We start from the raw sequence: 16,629 nt of genomic DNA, 5'->3' as shown, positions 1-16,629 counted from the left end.
CGTGACGCGTGATCACACAGCACGGCGCAGGGCGTAGACCGCGACGCCGACGACCAGTACCGCCGCCCCTGTGATCACCGACGACAGTGGCAGCGCGAACGCGAGGACCACGCAGCCGATCGCGCCGAGCACAGGGATGGGGCGCGGCGGCCGGCCCTCGTCGGGCCCCAGAGTCCACGCGCTGGCGTTGGCGATCGCGTAGTAGACAAGGACGCCGAACGACGAGAACCCGATGGCGGCCCGCACGTCCACCGTCGCCGCCAGGACCGCAACGACCGCGCCCACGACCAGCTCCGCACGGTGCGGAACCCTGAACCGAGGATGGACCGCGGCCAGCGCAGGTGGCAGGTGCCGGTCGCGTGCCATCGCCAGCGTCGTCCGCGACACGCCCAGCAGCAGGGCGAGCAGTGACCCCAGAGCCGCCACCCCGGCACCTACCCGCACCACGGGGGCCAACTCCGGAAGGCCGGCCGCACGTACCGCGTCGGCCAGCGGTGCCACCGCCTCGCCCAGGCCTCTACTTCCCAGCACGCTCAACACGCCGACGGCGACCGCCGCATAGACCACCAACGTGATGCCGAGCGCGAGCGGGATCGCCCGGGGAATCGTGCGTTCAGGATCGCGGACCTCTTCCCCCAGGGTGGCGATGCGCGCGTATCCCGCGAATGCGAAGAACAGCAGGCCCGCCGCCTGCAACACGCCGCCGACCGAAGCGTCCGCTCCGACGTCCAACCGCGCCGGTTCGGCCGCGCCGGAAGTGAAGCAGGAAACGACGACGGCGGCGAGTACGGCGAGGACCACGGCGACGATCGCCCTTGCCAGCCAGGCGGACTTCTCCACGCCGACGTAGTTCACGGCCGTCAACGCCACCACCACCGCGACCGCGACCGCGTGCGCCTGCGACGGCCATGCGTACAGCCCGACGGTCAGCGCCATCGCCGCACACGAGGCCGTCTTGCCGACCACGAAACTCCAGCCGGCGAGGTAACCCCAGAAGTCGCCGAGCCGTTCGCGACCATAGACGTACGTACCACCGGAGGCCGGATAGCGCGCGGCCAGGCGCGCCGATGACGTGGCGTTGCAGTACGCGACCACCGCGGCGACTGCCAGGCCGACCAGCAACCCGGAACCCGCCGCATGGGCCGCCGGTGCGAGCGCGGCGAAGATGCCGGCGCCGATCATCGACCCGAGACCGATCACCACGGCGTCGCCGACGCCGAGCCGTCGCCGCAGCTGCGTCATCAGCGGAAGGACTCGAAGATCTCGACCGGATTGCCAGAGGGATCGTCGAGGAGAATCTGCTTGCCTCCGCGCCCGGTGACGATGGTGTTGCGGAACGACGTGCCGGCAGCGGTGAGGCGCTCGACCTCGGCTTCGAGATCTGGGACCTGGACGGTGATGCGGTTCCAGCCGCCGGGTTCCGGTACGCGCCCGTCGGGCATGGCCTGGCCACCGCCGCCCTCCCCGCCCGGTTGGGACAGGGCCAGCCGCAGAGCACCGTGCGCGAGAATCGCGAAGCCGGGTGCCGGATGGGCCTGGACGGTGAACCCGAGCTTGTTCACGTAGAAGTCGACGGCGGCCGAGACGTCATGGACGATGTAGCGCACGGTGGCGGTCTCAGTCATGACCCTTCTCCCATTCGCGACAGAGAGCTTCTATCAAACCACATTGATGTATCATCGGTCCATGGTGTCTGACCCGGATGTGGCGCCGCCGCCGTTCGTCCAACTGGCCGGCCACGAGCTGAGGTGGCGGCTCCTGCGGGAGCTGGCACAGAGTGATCGGCGGGTTCGAGAGCTCGTGACCGAGATCGACGAGCCGCAGAACCTCGTCTCCTACCATCTGGGCAAGCTGCGTTCCGCCGGGCTGGTCACCACGCGCCGCAGCAGCGCCGACGGTCGCGACATCTACTACCACCTCGACCTGGCCAGGTGCGCCGAGCTCCTCGCAGGGACCGGCGCGGCCCTGCACCCAGGGCTCGCCCACGCTCCTTCTCCCGCCCCACCGCGGCGCGCGTCAAGCCGCCGGGTCAGGGTGTTGTTCCTCTGCACCGGAAACACGGCCCGGTCCCCGATGGCCGCGGCGCTCCTTCGCCACCGGACGCACGGCAAGGTCGAGACCACGAGCGCCGGCAGCCATCCCAAGCCCCTGAGCCCCCATGCCGTACGCGCGTTACGGGAGTACGACGTCGACCTGTCCGACCATCGGCCACGGCACGTGGACGCCTTCACCAGTGAACGGTTCGACTACGTGATCAGCCTGTGCGACCGGGCACGGGAGGTGTGCCCCGACTTTGCCTACCATCCCAGGTTCGTGCACTGGAGTATTCCCGATCCCAACGCCGCAACGGCTTCCGACCCCGGCGGTACGGGATACCCGGCCTTTCGCCGGACGGCGGCCGAGCTCGACACCCGCATCCGCTTCCTGATTCCCGTACTCCAGCAACAGCCACGTGGCCAGCCGACCCGACGCCTCTGAACGTGCGGTCCGTTCCTCGCCCCACGCGATGAGAGACTGTTCGGCGTGGGGGACACGTCGGCTCGGGCGCATCGAGCGCCAGTACATCGACCAGATGGAGCCGGTCGCGACCTCACCTCGCTGCCGAAGGCACACCTGCACCTGCACCTGGCCGGAGCGATGCGACCGGCGACACTGCGGGAGCTCGCCGCCCGCTACGGCGTCCCGGCACCGGCGCACGACGGGCGCGGCGTCAAGGACTGGGCGGAGTTCCAGCAGCTGTACGACGCCGCGCGGGCGGTGATCCGTACTCCCGACGACATCGGTCGCGTGGTCGCCGAGGCCGCCGCCGACGACGCCGCGGACGGGTGCGGCTGGCTGGAGCTCCAGGTCGACCCGACGTCCTACGCGGAGACGATGGGAGGGGTCCGCGCGGCCCTCGAAGCGGTGCTCACCGCAGCCGCCTCGGCGCCGATCCCGGTAGGAGTCATGGTGGCGTCGAGCTGGGCCAGATCACCCGACCATGCCGAACGCCTTGCCCGGTTGGCAGCTGCGTACGCCGATGCGGGTGTGGTGGCGTTCGGACTGTCCAACGACGAGCGGCACGGTGAGGTGGCCGCTTTCGTACCCGCCTTCCGCCTGGTCGCGGACGCGGGGCTCCTCGCCAGCCCGCACTCGGGCTTCTACACCGCCGCTCCTCATGTCCGCGACTGCGTCCACCTGCTCGACGCGGCGCGGATCGGCCACGGCACGTCCGCGGTGGGCGACCCCGAGACCCTCGCCTTGTTGGCCGAACGGCGCGTGACGCTGGAGGTCTGCCCCACGTCGTACCCGCCGTTCGGCGTCCACGCACTCGACGAGGTGCCGGTCCAGCGGTTGCTCGCCGCCGACGTGCCGGTGGCGCTCGGCAGCGACGATCCCCTGCTGTTCGGGGTCGGACTGGCCGGGCAGTACGCCATCTGTCGTGACCTGCTCGGCCTGTCCGACGACCAGCTCGCCACCCTGGCGGGCCACAGTATCGAAGGGTCAGCGGCACCACCGGAGGTCAAGCGCGATCTGCGCACCCGCCTGGACGACTGGCGCCGACCGGAGCGCTTTCAGGGGCCAGCTCGCTGAATCACTGGCCCCTCGAACATCCCTGCCGCTGAGCTTTCCGCCATCCTGTGCAACAGCGAGGATTTACTCCTCGACCGGTGCGGTGCTCGCGGGCCGCTCGAGTTCTGACGCCAGGGGCCACGCATTGGGTCGGCACTCGCCGATGGCCTCGCTCTGCGGCATCATCACCGGCGCGGGCACTCCGCCGCCCGCGCATGCCCCATGACTTTTGCCAAGCAGGTGACCGATCGCGTGGTTGAGGACGTAGTCGTGGAAGTTGTCGAGATCCGCGCCGAACGTCTCGGCCGGGGCTGCCCATGCTCGCGCATCGATCACGATGCGATCCTTCACGCGACAGGTCAGGTGGTCGTCACTTTCGGCCTCCCTGCACAACCGATCAGCCGTCATCGGTGTCGCGAGCAGGATGTGCAGATCGACCGGTCCACTGTCGACCCGCTCGAATGACGCCCAGCCGCCGTATGCCCAGCCACGGTGATCACTCAACGTGTCGTGTACCGCCTGACCGACCTTGACCGGAGGAAACGGCAGGTCCCGCTCGACATCGACCTGGTAGCGGATCAGCTTGCCGATGCCGTTGCGTCCGGAACGTCCCAGGGCGACGGCGAAGTTACCCGAGCCCTTCTCGACAATCCTGACCGGCGGCCTCGGCCTCGTCGTCTGTGGGTGCTGCGGTGTCGCGGTCGCCGATGGCGTGGCGCTGCCGGTGGCCTCCACCGGGAACGGACCTCGGTCCTTGGCGCGCGGGTTCGCCCCGTTCTCCGTTGCCTTCTGGTCGTTCGTACCCCTCTGGGCCAACTGGGCGGTGGGCCGGTCGGAAAGGTCGGCGTTCGGAGCGACGACCTGGCCTGAAGGTACGGCGAACCCGAACCAGTCGGCGAGCGCGAACCCGATGACAACTGTCGAAAGAAGAGCGGCGGTGGCGATCCAGACCTTGCGCCGTGGAGTCCCGTGCGTACCTGTGTGACGTACCTTCCTGCGGGCGGTCATCGTCGGCGAGTCCCTCCCCTGGTTGATCCACTCACCGGGGCCACCCCTGGAGGTCTGGCGACGCTCTCGCCTGTCGCGCCGGCCTCCTGGAAGCCGACCGGCTCAGCCGCGAGTGATCCGATGCAGGGCAAGGTCGTGCTGCGTCCGCCGCATGGTCATACGCCGTGAGCCGGCCCTGTCGATCCGAACCGGGTTCTCGATCCGATCGCAGGCCCCATCGACAGTCCCCTACCCCGTGCTCGACCTCGGCTACCCGGCTTGCTGTGCGACCGTGTTCGATCCGCATACGTACGACCGAACCGCGGCGGCCGTCTGAGGACCTTCCGCCACCTGCGACCCGTGACCTCGGCAACGACCGCGATTCGGCACCTCAGGACCAGCTGGTGGAGACGTCGCTGGCGATGTGGGTGCCGTGCGCTTCGCCGCGGCAGATTCCCGCCATCACGCCCGTGCGGTCGATGTCGAACACATGCAGCGGCAGCTTCTGGTCCCGGGCCAGGATGAACGCGGCCTGGTCCATCACGCGCAACCCCTGCCGAAGCACGTCGTCATAGGTGATGGACCGGTAGCGCCGCGCCGAGGGGTTCCCCGCCGGGTCACTGTCGAAGACACCGTCCGCCCCGTGCTTCGCCACCAGGATCGCCTCCGCGCCGATCTCGGCTGCCCGCTGCACCGCGGGGTAGTCGGTGGTGACGAACGGCTGACCGATCCCCCCGGCGATGATGACGATCTTGCCCTTGTCGAGGTGGGTCATCGCCCGAAGTCTGATGAACGGTTCGGCGACCGAGCTGATCGGAATCGCCGTCATGACACGAATGTCGTGCTCGCCCAGGGCCGTCAGCTTGCCGCGCAACAGGATCGCGTTGATCACTGTGGCGAGCATGCCGATATTGTCCGCCTCCACGCGGTCGATACCCCACTCCTCAGCCGAGCTTCCGCGGAAGACGTTGCCGCCGCCGACGACGATCCCGACCTGGATACCGATGTCGCGCGCCTGCAGGACCTCGCGGGCAAGGTGGTCGAGTGCGCCCGCGTCGAAGCCAGACTGATGGGGCCCGGCAACGGCCTGACCGCTGAGCTTGATGAGGACGCGTTGGTATCGCGGCATGCATGCTCCCGTCGACGTGAATAGCCCGCCGCACTCTACTGCCCAGCGTGGCCGCCGCCACTGACCGGCGCCGGCCACGTCACAGGAGCGTTCTCGTGGCCCGCTACGCCACAGATCATGGAACTGAGGTGGTGCAGAGGTTCGGCCGGGGCGCGGTGCTATTCGCAGAACACCCGGACCTTGGCATCGGGCTGGTCCACGTCGACCGTCACCTCGTCGAGCTGCTCGATCAGGTCTTCGATGTGTTCCGGCTTCAGCCGGCTCAGGTCGATCGGCATCCCTGAGTTGTGCATCTCCTCGTTGACCTGACCGAGTGCCTGCGGCGGAATCAGGGTGGTGAGCTGGACCCCTGCCCGCAGTAGTTGCAGCGGGATGCGCACGTTGACCCGGCCGGGTCCGTTGCCGTGGTCCGGCGTGTTCTCCACCAGGACCCGCAGGAACTTCGGCCGACGTTTCGCGCCCGGCTCCACTGCCGTTGATCGCTGGACGGGCCGGTCCCGCTCCAGCGCGGCGATCAGCTGCTCGGCCTCGTCCGCGGTGATCTGCCCTTCGGCCAGCATCTGCAGAATCTGCTTGCGGTCGTTCATGGTCGCCTTTCCTCCGCGTTTTGGTATGGGTGGGGCTGTCTTGATGTGGTGAGGGTCAACGGCGTGAGGTGTCGTCAGTGGGCTATCTGAAGTGGAGGAGCAGTCCCATACGGGCCTGCTCGATCTCGATCCGAGTTCCGCCGAGGGCATACAGCAGCCGCCAGCCGACGCCGAACGCCCGAGTCGGGCTGATCCGGTAGACCAGGCAGGCGACGGTCCCCGCCACGGCGGCGAGGAGCAGCACCGGCGAGAACACCAGGGCCACGGGCAGGATCGGTACCCAGAACCGCACCCAACCGCCCTGTCGGCGGCGGAATCTCACGGTCACCAGCTGCGGCATCATCGGGACGCCTCCAGCTCTTCCACCGCGTCCTGTGCGCTGATCTCGCCACGCCGCAGCCGGTCGAGGACGTCGGCTTTGGACGGAGCCGGGTCGGTGTCAACGAAGTCAAGACCGCTGGCGATCCGGTTCAGCCGGGACTTGATCGTCGGGTAGCTGACCCCGAAGATCCGCTCCATCTCCTTGATCGAGCCGTGGCACCGGACGAACGCGGTGACGAACACCTGGTCCTCGGCGCCCAGCGCGGCGAGCTGTGGCAACTCGAACTCGCCCTCGATCGCGACTCCGCTCGCCAGGCGTACCCGCTCGACCACGAACGCCTGGCCGCGCGTCAGGTTGGTCAGATCCTGCCAGTCCACTCTCGCCTCGCCTCCGCCGATGAGTCGGGTTAATCGTGATCTCAGATTTTTTAAGTTATGGGCACTCTAGATCTTAATTTTTCTAATCTCAAGGCTTTGATGTGGTCAATATCCGACATGGCCGGACCAGGAACCGGGCATCGGTGGCGGCACTCCGCTCGATGACTGTCCGACACCACGACCACATCGACGACCGTCCGCAGGACACGACACTGCAGCGCGCACACCGTCAGAGCAGGTGGGCGTAGCGGCGGACCGTTTCACACCACCAGTCGAGCTTGCCCCGGGAAAATCGGCGGTGAACCGGATCAGGGAAGTCGACCGCCGAACAGGTCAGCGCCGGTACCAGACCGGACGCCTGACCGAGAAGGCACAGCCCGAGCGCCCGCTCGTCGTGCCGGCCATCCCGAAGGGAACGCCACAACCCAAGGAGTTCGTCGATACCGAATGCATAGAACTGCGCGAAGTTGGCAAGCCATGCCGCTTCGGCCTCGGGCGGGCCGGCCGTGGCCAGACTCCAGTCGAACAACACCAGCTCCGACCCGACAATCGCGGCGTTCGCGGGAATCGCGTCCCCGTGCAGGAATGCGGGCTCCAGCCCACCGGTGACACGAACCGGATCGGCGACGATTCCGCGGACGACGTCGACGACATCGGAGGGGACCACCTGGTCCAACAGATCCCATCCTCGGGCGACTTCCTTGACGAACTGGTCGGGTTGGTTGCATTCCCGCTCCACCGCCGACGGCCACAGGAGCCCCCACCGCTGCTCGAGGCTGGCAAGGCAGTCGGGAACTCCGCTGCCCTTGAACGCGGCGTACATCGCATCGAGGGCAGAGACATAGCCGCGCATCTCCGCCAGCGAAAGGCGGCGACCGCGCAGCAGGTACGGCGTCAGGTCACGCGAGATGGTGACCCACATGTAGGCCCCGAATGGTTCGGCGGCAACGATCGGATGCGAGAGGCCGTCCGGTAGTCGATCGAGCCACCCCTGTGTCCACAGCGCTGCCTCGCGGCCGGTGTCCCCGGTCAGTCGGCCCTGCCAGTCCTGACCAGGTACGCACCACTTGACGAAGAAGGTCTCCCCGCCCGAGGTCTCCACTCGCTCGATCGGCGTTCCGCTGGCGCCCGGCTCGGCAGCGTCGCGTTTGGCGGCTGACCCATACAACCCACGCAACACCGGGCCGGGCTCGCCCTCGGGACGCCGCTGCTCAGACCGCGGATGGTCCGAGACCACCAGGTGGCGATGGACGCCCTCCTCGCCCACATGGAGATAGTGCGTACGTCGATGCACGGTCCGCTGAGCGCGCTGATCCGCAGCGGAGGGAACGCGCCACTCCAGGTCCGCCACCACGCCGACGACCGAGCCCGCCTGGTCGGAGAAGACGCGGGACGACCTGTGCAGCAGCTCCCCCGGCTGCCCGTGCCAGCGTTCGAGGACGGCAAGCGCCCCGTCGCGCGAATGGGCGTGAACGACCTCCCCTGGCACGTACGCACCGAACTCCACCGACGGCGCGTAGCACCGACCAAGGGCGGCACCGCCGTGCCCGAGCACGACCACCTCGTGCAGCCCCGCAACGAAGCGATCAGCCCACTCGCGGCCCGACATCATCAGGGGGTGCGCCTCAGCAGATAGAGGCACGGACGGTGGCCTTTGGCGAACACCTGGATGCGTTCGTCACCACGCCAGTCCGGGCTCGCCGACACGAGTGCGTCCATCAGCCGCAACTCCTGCGTCGCCACGATCATCGTCGCCCGCTCTGTCGCTCGCTCCGCAGAGCGACGCAGCAACGCGTTGTAGAGTTCGCGATTCTCCCGATGCGATCCATGCTTGTCGCCCCAGGGCGGGTCGGCGACCAGCAGGTCGAAGGTCCCGACACCGTCAAGGGATTCACCGACCCGAATGTCGCTGGAGATCAGTTCCGCGCGGCCCGCCAGGCCGGCAGAACGCAGGTTCTCGACAGACGCGGCGATCGCCTCATCGCTGTGGTCGACGCCAACAGCGCGTCGCACCGGAGCCACCAGCAACCTCTCGACAAGCAGGGTCCCGGATCCGCACATCAGGTTGAGGAAACGGTCCCGCGGATCCGGCCGCGTCCACCGCACCATCGCCGCCGCGATCGTCGCGTTCAGGCCACCGGGGTAAGGCGCCGTGCGCCACTCACGCAGCGAAAGTGGCCGGGTGCTGAGGCGGACCAGAACCTCCCATCCGCCCCTCGCCCGCGACGGACGGAACCTCAGATGGCAGTTTCCCTCGTCCTGGTCGCGCGGCAGTCCGGTCAGCGACTCCAGCTCGCGCGCGATCCTTGCGAACACCGCCGAGTCGGCGCCGGCGGCACCGATCCGGATGCCGCGCGGGGGCAGCGACCGATTCAGTGACCGGACCCGCGCGACGGCATCGGCGATCGCCGGAAGGTACTCCGAACTCAGCAGCGACCGCGGCCGCGGGACCGGAAAGCAGAGCACGAGGTACGCGGCCAGGACCGTCCGCAGACCGAACAGCCGTCGCGGCGATCCGCCGTAGGTGAAGGAGATCTCAGAGCGCCCGTCCGCCTCACGCACCCGGGTCACGTCGCCGAGCTCCCCCAACTCCGAACGTACGAAGGAAGCCAGCCCAGGCAGGAAGGTGACCACCAGCTTCATCCCGAAGATCCTCGCGTACGCAGGCCGCGAGAGGCCACCGGATTAGCCGGCCCAGCGGCGGGAACCAGCGAACGGATGGACGCTGGAACGAACGGCTACTGGGGCTCGGACTGCAGGCGTACCGACCCGTCGTCGTCATGGTCCACGACGAACAGCGTGCCGGGCGGAAACTCGCCGAGCACCTCGGGTGGCAACTGGACCGTGCCGTCGCCCGCGACCACCGCGAAGTCCTGCCCGTCGCGTCCTTCCGCACCGACCCGGCCGTCGCGGATGGTCACCACCCGGCCGAGCTGGGACCCGACCTCCGGGTCGTGGGTGACGACGACGATGGTCGTGTCCCGCTTGGCGTTGACCGCCTTCAGCGCGGCCAGTACCTCGTCGCGGCCGGCCGTGTCGAGTTGGCTGGTCGGCTCGTCGACGAGCAGCAGTCCCGGTCCGGCGGCGATGCCCACCGCCAACGCCGCACGCTGCTGCTGGCCGGCCGTCAGCTCGGCCGGCTTCGCCTTGCCCAGACCGGCGAGCCCCACCAGGTCGAGGATCTCGTCGGCCTCCGCGAGCTCGATCCCGCGGGTGCCAGCCGCCCGTCGCTGCGCCAGCCAGATGTTGCGGTGCAGGCTTGCGTACGGCAGCAGGTTGCGGCCGACCCCCTGCAGCACCACGCCGATCTCGGTACCTCGCAGCCGGTTCAGCTCCGCGTCGCTCAGCTTGCCGATGTCGTAACCGCCGACGCCGATCCGGCCCGCCGCCGGCCGCATCAACCCGGCCAGCAGCGAGATCAGGGTGGACTTGCCCGACCCGGAGGGGCCGACCAGCGCGACCATCTCGCCCGAACTGATCGACAGGTCGACACCGGAGAGTGCCACCACGTCCGAGCCCTCGACCCGGTAAATGTGCACCACTCTCCGGCACACCACCGTCAGGCCCATCAGCCCACCTCCTGCTGTCGTCTGATCACGTGCCGCTGCCACCAGCCGCCGGCGGCTACCCCGGCGAAGAGGACGGCCACGACCAGCAGCTCCGCCACCGCAACAGGCGCCCATCGCGGCCAGTCCGTGAGCAGCGCCTCGTCCACACCGAGGGGCAGCCGCTCACCCGCGGCGAACCATGCCCCGGCGGCGGCGAGCATGCCCGTCACCGCGCTGGTCACCACGATGCCCCCGTACGACCACAGCGCCGCCCCGGTCGTCGTCCGTTCTGCCGTCCCCTGCGCCCGCAGGGCGCGCATCCCCGGGCTCCACGTACGCCGGTCCACCACGACGATCAGGGCCAGCGCGCCGAGCCCGACCAGTACCGTCACGCCGGCACCGAGCTGGTAGGACTGCAACGCCAGCGCCGCCCCGGACCTGTCGATGGATGCCTGGATGCTGGCGACCGTCCGGTCACCGGTGATGACCAGGCCCTCCTCGCGGAGCCGGTCGACGACCGAGGCAGGAGCGTCCGCGGTCAACCAGACCTGGGGGTACCCGGCCATCCCGGGATCCCGTGCGAGGCGCTCGGCGTACTCCAGATCGACGAGGGCGCCGGTCGTGCCGACGCCGGGGAGACCGTCGAGGTTCGCCTTGGCGTCGAACCTGACCGGCTGGTTGTCGACGTTCGTCAGGAGCTTGCCGGGCAGCTGGCCGGCGGTGACGGCGGGCAGCGGGTACGGCACGTCGACGGCCAGCAGCTCGTACTCCGTGTCGGGCCAGGGGTCGGGCTGGGACAGGAGCAGACCATCGGCCGCGCCGTTGGCCCAGAGCTGCTCGGTGACGAGCGCTCCCTCCGGGGCACGCCACCGGCTGTCGTCGGCGAGCTGCTGGGACGTCAGGACATCACGGCCGTCCTGGCGTAGGGACCCGAGCGTGACGCCGAACCGTCGTACGTCCTCGTCGTTGGTGGTGGCGGTGACGCCGGTGAGCCGGCAGCCGTCCTCGCAGCCGGCGATCTCGTCGGTGTACTCCCGTTGGTCCGCGGTCACCGGCCCGAACGTGGCGACTTCCCGGTCACCTGACGGCGACAGGAGACGGACCGTGACGGTCAGGGACTCGTCCTTCGTGAACGGATCTGGCCGCAGGTCGGCGGTGAGGTCGCCGTCGCCGACCATGGTGGGATCCGGCGCGGGAGGGCGCAGCGACGCCGCGATCTTCGCGGGATCCACCGCGCCGTAGTGCTCGGACCACAGCGCCACGCGAGCGAGCCGGGTGGAGTCGACGGCCACCACGGGCGGGTCGTCGTCGGTGGTGCTGCGGGCGGGCACCACGGCCATCGCGTGGGTACCCTCCGGGTCGGCCGCGCGGACCGCCCGCAGGAAGTCCTGCCGGCCGACCTGCTGCAGCTCCAGCACCCGCGCCGCGCCGAGGAGTTGCTGGGCCTCGGCGAGCCGACCCTGTGCGGCCACGTCGGTCGCGGTGGCGGCGAACCCGAGCGTCCCGAAGACGAGGACGAGAACGACGAGCAGCCGTACGGATCCCGCCGGCCGCCTGGCGAGATAGAACGCCGCGACCGCGGGACCGATCCGGCCCCGCCGCAGCGACCATCGACCGGCGAGGTCGAGGAGCGGCTTGACCGCCAGCGACGCCAGCATCGCCACCGCGAGGATGATCAGGACGGGTGCGGCGACCATGACGCCGACCAGGTTGCCGTCGAGCGAGCGCAGCTCGACCACGACCACGATGCCGAGAGCGATGGCGAGGACCTCCACCGCCGCCACCGCGAGTCGCCGGGAGCGTGGCGGGACCTGCCGCAGCAGCGACCCGATCGGGCCGGCCAGTTCCCGCCGCAGGGCGAGCAGGCCGGCCGCGAGCGTCCCGGCGGCGGCCAGTCCGGCGGCCAGCAGCTGGGCGCGGTCGATCGGGACGGGTTCGCCTCCACCCGGCGCGATCAGCCAGACAAGCGGCGGCGTGAGCGCCAGACCCGCGGGTACACCGGCGAGTAGCGGAAGCAGGCTCTCCGCGGAGACGGTGGCGGCCCGCGTCGGCCACTTCGCCCCGCGCAGCACCACCGCGCCGATCTCCAGCCGCCGGCCCCAGATGCCGTGGCCGACGGCGAGGTGAATGACGAACCAGCACAGGGCGATCAGCGGCGCCGCGGCGATGGGGAGCAGCGCCCGGGCGTTCTCGCCGTGACCCTCGATGCGATCCAGCAGGCGCGGCAGGGTGGTGAGCGGCCCGGCGCTGAACGGGTCCTCCTGCATGAGCCGCTCCTCGACGGCATCGAGCTGGCGGCGGATCTGCGGGACGCGTTCCGGGGTGAGCCGGTCGGCTGGCAGGACCGAGTCGACCCAGATCGTCTCGTGTCCGTGGACGAGTGTCTGGAGCGTGGTCCGGTTGGTGAAGAGCTTGGGGGTGTCCAGTTTGCCCAGCGGGTCCTGGAGGACCCAGTACGGTGCCGCGGCGTCCTTCGGCTCGAACACCCCGACGAGAGTGATCGAGGCCGGTGGTCCGTCCGGCTGCAGGCCGTCCTGGGTACGCCGAACCGGTGTGAGCACGACCCCGTCGCCGGCGTGGAGCTTGAACTCGCGGGCGAGGTCGGCGGGGAGGGCGGCCTCCCGGTTGCCCACCGGACAGCGGCCCTCGGCGAACGTGACGTACGGACAGAACCCGTCCCTGGCGAGCAGGCTGTATGCCTCATTGGTCGGCTGGCCCGGTTCGAGCCCCTGCACCTGGATCTGGCCGGTCGTGACGGGGGTGAACCCGGCCAGCTTCGACCGCGCGTCCGCGTAGGCGGCAAGGTCCTCCGAGGCGGCCGTCGCGGCCCCGTCGTCGGAATCCGAGGAGTTCACCGACACCGGCGTCAGCGACACGACGAGCTCGATGTTCTCGGCGGTGGCGAGTTCGTTGTCGACCGCGGCCCGGTCGATCGCCACCGCGAAGGCCGGGACGCTCACGGCCGCGACGGTGGCCGCCATCGACAGGACGAACAGCGTCAGCGCCTGGCCCCATCGGGCGGCGAGCTGCGTGAACACGAGGCCGATCACGAGCGCTCCCGGGTCCGGCGGACCAGTGCGGCGCCGGCGGCGAACACGACCGCACCGAGCACCGCGGCCGTGGCGCCCGCGGCAGCCACGACCGGATACGGATGGAGGGAGACGGTGGGAAGGATGTCCCATCCGTCGACGAAACCGGGCGACAGGATCCGGCCGATCGCGGCACCGGCGAGCCCGGCGAGGACGCCGACCACGATCGCCGTGGCCACCACCGCCGCGAGACCGCCATAGCCCACGGCGCGGACGATGCGAAGGTTGACACCCTGTGCCCGCAGCGCGGCGAGTTCTGCCGCCCGCACCGGACGGTCCCGGGACGCGTCGACCAGCACCACGCCGGCGGCGAGCAACAGCCCGACCACCGCCACCGCGGCCTGGAACCGGCCGCTGACCGCGTTGCCCTGGGCATGCAGCTGGCTCAGTCGATCGGACAACGACTCCTCGCGCAGGGGCGTCAGTCCCACCTCGCGCAGGTCGTCCACGATCGAGGCCGGTGCGGTCGCGGACAGCCACACCTGCGAGGTACTGCCGCCGACGAGCGGGAACGGCACCAGCCGATCCGCGTAGGTGAGGTCGACCAGCGCACCGACCTTGCCGTGCCGCGGCACGAGAGACGCCGTACGGACGACCTCGGTTGGCACGGACGCCCCTGGCAGCGGAGGAAGGCGTACCTCCGCGGTCGAATCGGGCCGCCAGCCCGCGACGACCACCGGCAGGGGGGCGGGAGTGTCCGCGACGTACGCCCAGTCGGAGCGGTCGACCGGCACGCCCTTGGGAGGCTGCGACACGGTGAGGCGCAGGGCGTCCTCGCCTGCGGCAATGGCCGGTCCGAGGTCCCGGGGACCCACCGCGGGCCGCCACCGGGTCGGTTCGGACAGCAGTCGCGCCAACGTCGTCGCCGACTCCGCGCCGGTCGAGCCCGCGGGCGTCGGATACAGCTCGACCTGCGTACCGCCGCGCGGCGGGCCATGACCGACCGCGGCGGCATCGTCGGAGCGCGCGCTGATGGCGTCAGGTCGCTCCGGCCCGAGGATCTGGACACCGACCAGCCGGCATCCTGAGGCACACGCGGGGACCTCCGTGGCGTAGGTCTCGGGCTTGTCCCTCAAAGGGCCCACAACCGCGTCGACCGGCTCACCGGTCTTCAGCGCCCGCAGCCGGATCCGCAGATGTACGACGGTGGACCCGCCAGGGTGGGTGGCCGCCGCCTTGAGCCCGAACTGGTCCGCCCTGATCACGACCGGCTTCGGCTCGGCCGGGCGCAGGGCGGCGGCGACCTGGTGGACGTCGCCGCCGTACCCATCGCGCCAGCCGGCGACCACCCCCAACCGGCTGCTGTCCACCGCGAGGATCGACGGGTCGTAACTGATGCCCGGCTGGTCGACCACCGCCATCGCCTGGGTGCCGTCCGGGTCCACCGCCCGGACACCCTCCATCAGCTCCACCACGTCATCGGCGGCAACGGTGACCACCCGGTCGGCGCCGACCTCGAGGGCGGCCCGCTGCCACTGCGTACGTGCGCTCGTATCCCAACCCACGAAGGCCGTCGTCACCAGCGCGACCGCGACCACGACCAGCGCGAAGAGCCGGTGGGTCTCCGGCCGACGCGCCATCAACGCCGCGATCAGCGTCCCCGCCAGCCGGCCCGACTGGCGGGCGCGGACGGCCAGCCAGGTGGCAAGGGGCGGCACCGCCCAGGCGGTGATGAGAGCGATACCGAGGGCGGCGAGTGCGGGCGCCAGCAGCGGCAGCCCTTCGACGTCGCGCTGGATCACCAGGGCCTGCACGACGCCGTACGCGGCGAGCCCGATCAGCACCAGGTCGACCACGGAGCGGCGCCACCGCGGCCGGCGCATCGGAATCCGCCGCAACAGGTCCCGCACCGGCGTGAAGAGGGTGCCGACCTGCGCCGCGACCACCGCCACGAGGCCACCGGCGAGCGTGAGACCGACGAGAAGGAGCGAGAGGAGGAACGCTGTGCCGCCGGCGCCACCCTCCAGCGTCCCGGCCATGACCTGGCCGACGCCGAGCCCGACGGCGGCACCGACCACGGCGCCGGCCAGCAGGGGAACCACACTCTGGCCCAGCACCAGCATCCAACCGCGACCGGACGGCGCTCCCCGAAGTCGCCACCAGCCGACGTCGCCGCGGATCTGGACACCGCCCTCGCGGACCACGACGGCGAGGGCGAACCAGGTCAGCAACAGCAGCACGATGATGCCGACGCCGACCCCCGCGGTGACGTTGCGCCGGTCCCGGGCGATCCGGTCGATCAACCCGTCCAGCTCCATCGTGCTCGCGGAGTAGCCCTCCTCGCGCAGCTGCGACAGCCCGGTGTCGAGCCTGGTCGCCAGCTTCTCCATGTCCATGGTGGCGAACGCCCGGGGAGAGGCGAGCAGGTCGTAGGTGTAGGTGACCCGCTCCTGCCCCTGCAGGGTCGTACGTACGGTGAAGACGGTCGCCCGGTCGCTCGACGTGTCCGAGCCCCCGCTGATGAGGTCGCCGTCGCCCCAGTACGGCTCGCCCGGGTCGATCACCCGGTAGATACCCGAGACCCGTGCGGAGAATGGCTTGTCGTTCGTCGCCTCGATCTGCAGCCGGTCGCCCACCTCGAGCGCGAGCTCGCCCGCGAGGGTCGACGGAAGGGCCACGTCGCCCTTCCTGGTCGGGCAGTCCCCGGCCACCACGAGGTGCTCGCAGACGTCCTCGCGCACAGCGAGGTGCACCTCGGCGGGCTCTTTCTCCGACGCACCGGGGAGCAGCTCACCGGAGACGGAGCCACCGACGACCGACGTGAAGCCGGACGGTCTGAACTGTTCACGCGCCCCGTCGATCGCCACCGCGGACGTGGTGTCGCCGCTGCCGCGCCACCCGGCGAGCCAGGTGACCGAGATCAGCCGCTCCTCGACGGTGGCGCCGTTCACCGCCGACACCCCAGCCTGCTGGGTGGCTCTGACGGCGTACGACGGCGCGGCCGCCAGGGCGGCGCAGGCCAGCAACGCCACCAGCGCGACGATGACAGCCTGCCTGCGGCGAGCCGCGAGGACATTGCCCAACACCACCCACATGCA

The 16,629-nt window shown here is 70.3% G+C and carries 14 protein-coding genes; 2 read left to right on the top strand and 12 right to left on the bottom strand.

Annotated features, from left to right (window positions below; all coding sequences use genetic code 11):
• Positions 1–12: 12 nt before the first annotated feature.
• Positions 13–1,242, bottom strand: a complete 1,230-nt coding sequence (locus tag ABNF93_RS24455; protein WP_349330504.1) for an APC family permease — start codon at positions 1,240–1,242, stop codon at positions 13–15.
• Positions 1,242–1,625, bottom strand: a complete 384-nt coding sequence (locus ABNF93_RS24450; RefSeq protein WP_349330503.1) for a VOC family protein — start codon at positions 1,623–1,625, stop codon at positions 1,242–1,244. The genes ABNF93_RS24455 and ABNF93_RS24450 overlap by 1 nt, the downstream gene beginning before the upstream one ends.
• A 61-nt stretch (positions 1,626–1,686) precedes the next feature.
• Between ABNF93_RS24450 and ABNF93_RS24445 the strand changes: the two genes are divergently transcribed.
• Together ABNF93_RS24445 and add are read left to right on the top strand one after the other, a co-directional pair.
• Positions 1,687–2,478, top strand: a complete 792-nt coding sequence (locus tag ABNF93_RS24445) for an arsenate reductase/protein-tyrosine-phosphatase family protein (protein ID WP_349330502.1) — start codon at positions 1,687–1,689, stop codon at positions 2,476–2,478.
• Between the two features lie 45 nt (positions 2,479–2,523).
• Positions 2,524–3,573 carry an adenosine deaminase gene (gene add / locus ABNF93_RS24440; protein ID WP_349330501.1) on the top strand — a complete coding sequence of 350 codons (1,050 nt, stop codon included), beginning with the start codon at positions 2,524–2,526 and terminating at the stop codon, positions 3,571–3,573.
• A gap of 63 nt (positions 3,574–3,636) precedes the next feature.
• On the opposite strand, the gene ABNF93_RS24435 is transcribed toward add, so the two are convergent.
• The 10 genes from ABNF93_RS24435 to ABNF93_RS24390 form a co-directional block, all read right to left on the bottom strand.
• The gene (locus tag ABNF93_RS24435) at positions 3,637–4,560 is read right to left on the bottom strand and encodes a DUF3152 domain-containing protein (protein WP_349330500.1); all 924 of its coding nucleotides are present in this window, start codon (positions 4,558–4,560) and stop codon (positions 3,637–3,639) included.
• A gap of 370 nt (positions 4,561–4,930) precedes the next feature.
• Complete coding sequence (gene pyrH, locus ABNF93_RS24430; RefSeq protein ID WP_349330499.1) at positions 4,931–5,668, bottom strand: UMP kinase; 738 nt, start codon at positions 5,666–5,668, stop codon at positions 4,931–4,933.
• Between the two features lie 158 nt (positions 5,669–5,826).
• Complete coding sequence (locus ABNF93_RS24425) at positions 5,827–6,255, bottom strand: SHOCT-like domain-containing protein (protein ID WP_349330498.1); 429 nt, start codon at positions 6,253–6,255, stop codon at positions 5,827–5,829.
• A gap of 82 nt (positions 6,256–6,337) precedes the next feature.
• The gene (locus ABNF93_RS24420) at positions 6,338–6,598 is read right to left on the bottom strand and encodes a hypothetical protein (RefSeq protein ID WP_349330497.1); all 261 of its coding nucleotides are present in this window, start codon (positions 6,596–6,598) and stop codon (positions 6,338–6,340) included.
• A complete protein-coding gene (locus ABNF93_RS24415) occupies positions 6,595–6,954 on the bottom strand; it encodes a DUF2089 domain-containing protein (protein WP_349330496.1) in 360 nt (119 codons plus the stop codon). Before ABNF93_RS24415 ends, ABNF93_RS24420 begins: the two co-directional genes overlap by 4 nt.
• Before the next feature lie 229 nt (positions 6,955–7,183).
• Entirely contained in the window at positions 7,184–8,566 is a 1,383-nt protein-coding gene (locus ABNF93_RS24410; RefSeq protein WP_349330495.1) for a phosphotransferase, read from the bottom strand.
• Complete coding sequence (locus ABNF93_RS24405) at positions 8,566–9,597, bottom strand: methyltransferase (protein ID WP_349330494.1); 1,032 nt, start codon at positions 9,595–9,597, stop codon at positions 8,566–8,568. Before ABNF93_RS24405 ends, ABNF93_RS24410 begins: the two co-directional genes overlap by 1 nt.
• 95 nt (positions 9,598–9,692) lie before the next feature.
• Positions 9,693–10,523 (bottom strand): ABC transporter ATP-binding protein, encoded by an 831-nt coding sequence (locus ABNF93_RS24400; RefSeq protein WP_349330493.1) that lies wholly within the window; start codon positions 10,521–10,523, stop codon positions 9,693–9,695.
• Entirely contained in the window at positions 10,523–13,552 is a 3,030-nt protein-coding gene (locus ABNF93_RS24395) for a hypothetical protein (protein WP_349330492.1), read from the bottom strand. Before ABNF93_RS24395 ends, ABNF93_RS24400 begins: the two co-directional genes overlap by 1 nt.
• A complete protein-coding gene (locus tag ABNF93_RS24390; RefSeq protein ID WP_349330491.1) occupies positions 13,549–16,626 on the bottom strand; it encodes a hypothetical protein in 3,078 nt (1,025 codons plus the stop codon). The genes ABNF93_RS24395 and ABNF93_RS24390 overlap by 4 nt, the downstream gene beginning before the upstream one ends.
• Between the last annotated feature and the right edge of the window lie 3 nt (positions 16,627–16,629).

This window comes from Actinopolymorpha sp. B9G3, assembly GCF_040120725.1.
Classification (GTDB): Bacteria; Actinomycetota; Actinomycetes; order Propionibacteriales; family Actinopolymorphaceae; genus Thermasporomyces.
Note: the sequence above shows the minus strand (reverse complement) of the source record. Positions and strands in the feature narration are given on the sequence as shown.

Excerpts from the sequence above, each read along its gene's own strand:
- ABNF93_RS24455 (WP_349330504.1), bottom strand. The coding sequence starts at position 1,242 with ATGACGCAGCTGCGGCGACGGCTCGGCGTCGGCGACGCCGTGGTGATC.
- ABNF93_RS24450 (WP_349330503.1), bottom strand. The coding sequence starts at position 1,625 with ATGACTGAGACCGCCACCGTGCGCTACATCGTCCATGACGTCTCGGCC.
- ABNF93_RS24445 (WP_349330502.1), top strand. The coding sequence starts at position 1,687 with ATGGTGTCTGACCCGGATGTGGCGCCGCCGCCGTTCGTCCAACTGGCC.
- ABNF93_RS24435 (WP_349330500.1), bottom strand. The coding sequence starts at position 4,560 with ATGACCGCCCGCAGGAAGGTACGTCACACAGGTACGCACGGGACTCCA.
- pyrH (WP_349330499.1), bottom strand. The coding sequence starts at position 5,668 with ATGCCGCGATACCAACGCGTCCTCATCAAGCTCAGCGGTCAGGCCGTT.
- ABNF93_RS24425 (WP_349330498.1), bottom strand. The coding sequence starts at position 6,255 with ATGAACGACCGCAAGCAGATTCTGCAGATGCTGGCCGAAGGGCAGATC.
- ABNF93_RS24420 (WP_349330497.1), bottom strand. The coding sequence starts at position 6,598 with ATGATGCCGCAGCTGGTGACCGTGAGATTCCGCCGCCGACAGGGCGGT.
- ABNF93_RS24410 (WP_349330495.1), bottom strand. The coding sequence starts at position 8,566 with ATGATGTCGGGCCGCGAGTGGGCTGATCGCTTCGTTGCGGGGCTGCAC.
- ABNF93_RS24405 (WP_349330494.1), bottom strand. The coding sequence starts at position 9,597 with ATGAAGCTGGTGGTCACCTTCCTGCCTGGGCTGGCTTCCTTCGTACGT.
- ABNF93_RS24400 (WP_349330493.1), bottom strand. The coding sequence starts at position 10,523 with ATGGGCCTGACGGTGGTGTGCCGGAGAGTGGTGCACATTTACCGGGTC.
- ABNF93_RS24390 (WP_349330491.1), bottom strand. The coding sequence starts at position 16,626 with ATGTGGGTGGTGTTGGGCAATGTCCTCGCGGCTCGCCGCAGGCAGGCT.